7 protein-coding genes and 1 pseudogene are annotated in these 5,960 nt (G+C 58.1%); 7 read left to right on the forward strand and 1 reads right to left on the reverse strand.

The genetic code is table 11. The features are described 5' to 3' along the window. Positions 1-240: 240 nt before the first annotated feature. The 7 genes and pseudogenes from ABY948_RS10685 (at position 241) to ABY948_RS10715 (ending at position 4,747) form a co-directional block, all read left to right on the forward strand. On the forward strand, positions 241-681 hold the full coding sequence (locus tag ABY948_RS10685) for a c-type cytochrome (protein ID WP_461482525.1): 441 nt from the start codon (positions 241-243) through the stop codon (positions 679-681). Between the two features lie 119 nt (positions 682-800). Then, positions 801-1,373 carry a molybdenum cofactor guanylyltransferase gene (gene mobA / locus ABY948_RS10690; RefSeq protein WP_461482526.1) on the forward strand — a complete coding sequence of 191 codons (573 nt, stop codon included), beginning with the start codon at positions 801-803 and terminating at the stop codon, positions 1,371-1,373. Then, a pseudogene (locus ABY948_RS10695) lies at positions 1,363-2,124 on the forward strand (HesA/MoeB/ThiF family protein). The gene mobA and the pseudogene ABY948_RS10695 overlap by 11 nt, the downstream one beginning before the upstream one ends. A 54-nt stretch (positions 2,125-2,178) precedes the next feature. Beyond that, positions 2,179-3,201, forward strand: a complete 1,023-nt coding sequence (gene moaA, locus ABY948_RS10700) for a GTP 3',8-cyclase MoaA (RefSeq protein WP_461482527.1) — start codon at positions 2,179-2,181, stop codon at positions 3,199-3,201. Positions 3,202-3,255: 54 nt separating this feature from the next. Next, positions 3,256-3,843: a TetR/AcrR family transcriptional regulator gene (locus tag ABY948_RS10705; protein ID WP_461482528.1), complete on the forward strand. Its 588-nt coding sequence runs from the start codon at positions 3,256-3,258 to the stop codon at positions 3,841-3,843. A 62-nt stretch (positions 3,844-3,905) separates the two neighbouring features. Next, the gene (locus tag ABY948_RS10710) at positions 3,906-4,124 is read left to right on the forward strand and encodes a tautomerase family protein (protein WP_461482529.1); all 219 of its coding nucleotides are present in this window, start codon (positions 3,906-3,908) and stop codon (positions 4,122-4,124) included. Positions 4,125-4,177: 53 nt separating this feature from the next. Beyond that, entirely contained in the window at positions 4,178-4,747 is a 570-nt protein-coding gene (locus ABY948_RS10715) for a carboxymuconolactone decarboxylase family protein (RefSeq protein ID WP_461482530.1), read from the forward strand. A 70-nt stretch (positions 4,748-4,817) separates the two neighbouring features. Here the strand turns inward: ABY948_RS10715 and moeB are convergent, their stop codons facing one another. Then, positions 4,818-5,954 (reverse strand): molybdopterin-synthase adenylyltransferase MoeB, encoded by a 1,137-nt coding sequence (gene moeB, locus ABY948_RS10720; protein ID WP_461482531.1) that lies wholly within the window; start codon positions 5,952-5,954, stop codon positions 4,818-4,820. Positions 5,955-5,960 lie beyond the last annotated feature (6 nt).

The raw sequence follows: 5,960 nt of genomic DNA on the forward strand, positions 1-5,960 counted from the left end.
CCCTTCGGGTTGCGGCTAAAAAAGCGCCACTCGTCGTTGCTCGTCACTCAGTTAGAACCACTAAATTCATTTCTCGCGCCTAGATTGGCGCTTTTTTAGTCACAACAGAGGCAACCAAATTAGTGTGAACAGGCCCTAGTGAGTCGAAACTTTCCCACAAACAGCGTTCACGGTGGCAGCTTATGTCGCTATAATGCGCCACTGTCTTTGGCCGCTAATACGAATTATATGGAGGCGAGAATGAGCCAATTGAAAAAAACAGGTCTGGCTGCTGTTGCTCTGCTGCTGGCGTTGGGTATCGCTGGTTGCGGTTCCGAGAGCGAAGAAGTGAAGCTCACTGCCGATCAGGAAAAGGCAATGGCCGAGCGTCTCGCCCCCGCCGGTGAAGTGGTTCTGGAGAAAGATGTGGCAGCGGCTCCCGTCGCCGCGGCATCCGGCCCCCGCTCCGGTGAAGAAATCTACAATACCAAGTGTACTGCCTGTCACGGCACCGGTGCAGCTGGCGCCCCGAAGCTGGGTTCTGCCGACGACTGGAGCAGCCGTGTCGCCCAGGGCATGGAAACACTCTATAGCAACGCGCTGAACGGTATTCGCGGTATGCCTGCCAAGGGCCTGTGTATGGACTGCTCCGCGGATGAAATCCACGCCGCCGCCGATTACATGGTCGACAACAGTAAATAAGTTTGCCGCAGCATTCTGAAAAAACCGCGCCCTGTGCGCGGTTTTTTTATGGCTGCTGGCAACGGTTGTGGATACTGGTATTCTGGGCTTTTCATTGAAATATTGAGTTTGTCATACAGGTGATAGAGTCAACATCGGATTGTCGAGGCCTGGTTCTGGCCGGAGGGCTGTCCAGCCGCATGGGCATGGACAAGGCCCAGCTGCGCCGCAACCAGCAGAGCATGTTGGCGTTCGCCCGCATGTTGCTGGAGACCCTGGGGCTCGATGTGGCCGTCAGTGGCGGGGCTGAGGGTATTGCCGATCTGGTGCCCCGGGCCGGCCCCCTGGGTGGTATCTACTCGGCCCTGAAAACGCTCCAACCCGCTGCCCTGCTGGTGCTGCCGGTAGACATGCCACTGCTGACGGCCGACCTGCTGCGCGAACTGCTGGAACAGGGCGAGCAACGGGGCGTTCCGGTCTGTTACCGGGATTGTTATCTGCCCCTTTACCTGCCGGTCAACCCATCTCTGCTGCACTACATCGAACAGGTGTTTGCCGAGGGCTCGGCGCAGCCGCGCTCGCTGAAAAAGCTGTTGCAGGCCATGGGTGGGGTGCAGTTGCCCGTCACCGATAAAGAGGCCTTGATGAACGCCAATACCCCCGAGGAGTGGCAGCTGGCCCGCCTTCGGTTCGGGAGGGAGCATGATCAGTAGTCGCGACCGCCAGCGCTACAGTCGCCATTTGTTGCTCGGCGATATCGGTGAGGCGGGGCAGCGGCAATTGTCCCGCGCCAGGGTATTGATCATTGGCCTCGGTGGGCTGGGTTCACCGGTGGTGCTGTATCTGGCGGCAGCCGGGGTGGGCAAGCTGATTATTGCCGATGGCGACAATCTGGACATCAGCAACCTGCAGCGACAGATTCTCTACGACACGGACAGCGTGGGTGAAGCCAAGGCGCTACTGGCGGAACAACGGTTGCTGGCGCTGAATCCCCATATCGACCTGGAAGTGATCGATGAGGCGCTGGAAGAAAGCGACCTGCTCAGTTACGTTCCGGAAGTGGATCTGGTGCTGGATTGTTCCGACAACCTGGCCACCCGCAAGGGCATTAACCGGGTTTGTGCCGCTGCAGGTGTGCCGCTGATCTCGGCGGCGGCAATTCGCTGGGAGGGGCACCTGATGCTGTTCGATTTTCGTCGCCCGGAAACCCCCTGCTACGAGTGCCTCTAGCCACCGTCGGCCACAGAGCCGGTACTCAATTGCAGTACCAGCGGTGTGATCGGTCCCTTGTTGGGGGTGCTCGGCTCACTGCAGGCCCTGGAGGGCTTGAAACTGTTGCTGGGTCTCGACTCCGACATCAATGGAAAGTTGCTGGTGTTTGATGGCCGCCACCACCAGTGGCAGCGCTTTGCCATTGCCAAACAGCAGCAATGCCCGGTCTGCGGCGGCAAATCCCCGGGTTGAGACCACTTCGGGCTTGACCTGATGCGTTGATCGGGTACGCTCCGGACTCCTGTTATGTTGTTTAAGCCCACTATGCCTGACCGCGAAACCACAGCCCTGACTGACCGCTTTGGCCGGGTCGTCAACTACCTGCGCCTGTCGGTGACGGACCGCTGTGATTTCCGCTGTATCTACTGCATGGCGGAGGATATGACCTTTGTCCCGCGCCAGCAGTTGCTGACACTGGAGGAAATGGCTTTTCTCGGCCGTGCCTTTGTCGAGCTGGGGGTCAGTCGCATCCGCCTCACCGGGGGAGAACCGCTGGTGCGACGCAACCTGCTGTCCCTGGTGCGCGACCTGGGCAAGCTGGAGGGGCTGGATGAGCTGCTGCTGACCACCAACGGTTCGCGGCTTGATGAGGTCGCCGACGAATTGGTTGCCGCCGGTGTCAATCGCATCAATATCAGCCTCGACTCCGTGCAACCCCGGCGTTTTGCGGAGATCACCCGCACCGGCGAGTTGCATCGGGGATTGAAGGGCATCGCGGCCGCCCAGCGGGCCGGCATCGAGCGGGTCAAGATCAACAGCGTGATCATGCGCGGTCACAACGATGACGAAATCATGCCGCTGCTGGAATTTGCCCTGGAGCGCGGCCTGGACATCAGCTTTATCGAAGAGATGCCGCTGGGAGAGACGGGCCGGGACCAGCGCCAGGGTGAGCTGGTCAGCAGTGAGGAGATCCGCCAGCGCATCGGCGAGTACTACCCGCTGAGCTGCAGCGATGATAGTTCGCCAGGCCCCTCTCGCTACTACCGCATCGCCGGCAGCGACAGCCGCATCGGTTTTATTTCCCCCAACAGCCATAATTTCTGTGAGAGCTGCAACCGCGTGCGGGTCACCTGCGAGGGGCGACTGCTGCTGTGTCTCGGCAACGAGCACTCGGTGGATCTGCGGGCGGTGATTCGCAGCCATCCCGGTGACCTGAATGCCCTCAAGGCGGCAATAGTCGCCGCGATGGACATCAAGCCGGAAAGGCATCATTTCTATGATGCGGACCAACCGCAGGTGGTGCGTTTCATGAACACCACCGGCGGCTGAGCCCCCCCCCTGGCTTCTGGTTGACAATTGGACCATTTGGTTCATAATAAGGTCATGAATCAGGGCAGACCCAGAGAATTCGATATTGACCGCGCACTGGAAGCCGCCACCGGGCAATTCTGGGCGGTCGGCTACGAGGCCACCTCCTTGACGGATCTGCTCAGGGTCATGAAGCTGTCGAAAAGCAGTCTTTATCAAACCTTTGGCAGTAAGCAGGCGCTTTTTATAAAGTGCCTGGGTCACTATCAGCAAAGCATGACGGATAAACTGTTACAGCAGTTGGCTCGCAGTGCATCGCCGAAAGAGTTTTTGCACCATTTTCTGCAAGAAGTGGTGGCGGAAGCCGGTGGCCGGGCCACGAAAAAAGGCTGTTTTCTGGTCAATTCCGCCAACGAGCTATCGCAACGTGACAGCGAAGTCCGCCAAGCCGTCGCCACGGGATCCGCACAGATGAGCAAAGTGTTCCGCCGTGCCTTTGAGCAGGCCATTGCCCTAGGTGAAATGGCGGCGCCCGCTTCACTGGATGCCGTGGTGGACTATTTCGTTATCGCGGTCAGTGGACTGCGCACCATGGTCAAGGCGGGAATGAGGAAAGAAGACCTGCTGCCCGTTATCGAACTTATTATGAGAACAGTTGAATAATTTTTTTGCCAAATTAAGGACCGATTAGTCCTTAATATTTACTTTGTCCATAGGAGATGTATATGCCATTAGCACAATTGAAAGGGCTCAGCGGGTACCTCGATACCGAGCAGAAGAAACAACTGATCGAACGCGTGACGGATGCCATTTTGTCTGTGGAAGGGGAGGGCTTGAGACCGGTTACCTGGGTCATTATTGAAGATGTTCCGGAAGGCCAGTGGGGCGTCGGGGGCAATACGGTATCCGTCGATTTTTTGAAAAACCTTGCTAGTCAGCAGTAAAAAAATTTTGCCATTTTTTGAACCGTTAAGTCCATATTTAGGAGCGAATACTGATGAAATCTGAATACAAAATGACACTGCCTCTGGTTGAGTTGGCTACTGCACCCGAGACGGTAAAAGAAATATTAACCGAGCAGAAAAATAATTTTGGATTTTTGCCAAACATGTACACCGCCATGGCCACTGCGCCAGCGCTGCTGAAAATGTACCTGAATGGTTATCAGCTGTTCCGCCAGGAGGCGACGTTTACACCGGTGGAACAGGAGGTGATTTTTATTACCATCAGCCGTGAAAACGGTTGTGACTACTGTGTGGGCGCCCACAGCATGATTGCTGAAAAAATGTCAGGGGTGCCGTCTCAGGTAACAGATTCACTTCGAAATTGGCTACCCGTCGGAGACAAAAAACTTCAGGCGCTACATGATTTTGTCGTGGTGATGTTGAATAAACGGGGTGCCCCTGCCCGGACAGAAGTCGAGGATTTTTTGGCCGCCGGCTACACCGAACAACAGGTGCTGGAAGTGATTGTGGCGATTGCCGTGAAAACCCTCAGTAACTACAACAATCACCTGTTTCATACCGAACTGGATGAGGTCTTTGCAGACTATCGTTGGGTGGCATGATCCTGTGACGGGCAGAGGAGGTAACCCTCCTCTGCAACTTCCGGCATGCAGCCGGGATATCGAAGGGCAACTAGCGGTTGTGGCTGTCGTCGAGGGTTTCCAGTGAACATCTCAGCCAGGCCAGCAGGCCGCCGTCCAGGCTGATGCCATTCACGCCCTGCTGTTGCAACAGCGCCACCGCCTTGCCACTGCGGATACCGCTCTGGCAGTAGCAGAGTACCGTTTCCACGCCCCCCAGCTCCGTCAGCCGTTGCGGCAATTCGTCGAGGGGAATGTGCAGTCCGCCGATGTGAAAGGACTGTCGTTCCAGCGGGCCGCGCACATCCAGCAGTACACAATTTCCCGCCCGGTAGCGATCCCGGAAGGCATCCGGCGTCAACACGCTATCCCTGCTGTTATCGGCAGCGCACAGCGGTGCGGATTGCCGTGGCAGGTTTGGCGCGCCGGCGGGATCGCGGCAGGCGGCGCAGTCGTCGCTGCGGGTCAGCTGGATGGAGCGGAATTCCAGGTTGAGGGCATCCACCAGCAATAGATGGTTTCGCAGCGGTGTCGGCAGCCCCAGCAGGTATTTGATCGCCTCGTTGGCCTGCAGTACCCCGAGCAGCCCCGGCAGCACGCCGATCACCCCGGCGCTGTTGCAGTCCTCCACATTGGCCGGGGCCTCGGGAAACAGGCAGCGGAAGCAGGCATTGCCCGGGGTAAACAGGGCGCACTGGCCGAAGAATTTCTGGATGCTGGCAAATACCCATGGCTTGCCGAGGGCGCAGCAGTAATCGTTGATCAGGTAGCGGGCGCTAAAATTGTCGGTGCAGTCCACCACCAGGTCAGCGGCGGCTACCAGCGCAGCGGCATTGTCGGCGCTGAGGAACGACTCGACGGCGTCGACGCGGATATCCGGGTTGAGGCGCAGCAGGCGCTCTTTGGCGGCCGTGGCCTTGGATTGTCCCACCTGCTGGTGTTCAAAAATGATCTGCCGCTGCAGATTGCTGGTATCCACCACATCGCCGTCCACCAGGGTCAGCTGGCCCACTCCGGCGGCGGCCAGATAGAGGGCCACCGGTGAACCCAGGCCGCCGGCGCCGACCACCAGGATGTGGGATTGCTTCAGCTTCAATTGCCCGGCGGCGCCCACCTCCGGAAGCTGGATATGGCGGGTGTAGCGCAGCCACTCGCCGGCGCTGAAAGTCGTGTTGTCACCATCGCTCATGGGTCA

Origin of the sequence: Porticoccus sp., from assembly GCF_041592135.1 — a bacterium.
GTDB lineage: Bacteria > Pseudomonadota > Gammaproteobacteria > Pseudomonadales > Porticoccaceae > Porticoccus.

Coding starts and splice junctions, on each gene's coding strand:
- moaA (WP_461482527.1), top strand. CDS start 2,179: ATGTTGTTTAAGCCCACTATGCCTGACCGCGAAACCACAGCCCTGACT.
- ABY948_RS10710 (WP_461482529.1), top strand. CDS start 3,906: ATGCCATTAGCACAATTGAAAGGGCTCAGCGGGTACCTCGATACCGAG.
- ABY948_RS10685 (WP_461482525.1), top strand. CDS start 241: ATGAGCCAATTGAAAAAAACAGGTCTGGCTGCTGTTGCTCTGCTGCTG.
- ABY948_RS10705 (WP_461482528.1), top strand. CDS start 3,256: ATGAATCAGGGCAGACCCAGAGAATTCGATATTGACCGCGCACTGGAA.
- ABY948_RS10715 (WP_461482530.1), top strand. CDS start 4,178: ATGAAATCTGAATACAAAATGACACTGCCTCTGGTTGAGTTGGCTACT.
- moeB (WP_461482531.1), bottom strand. CDS start 5,954: ATGAGCGATGGTGACAACACGACTTTCAGCGCCGGCGAGTGGCTGCGC.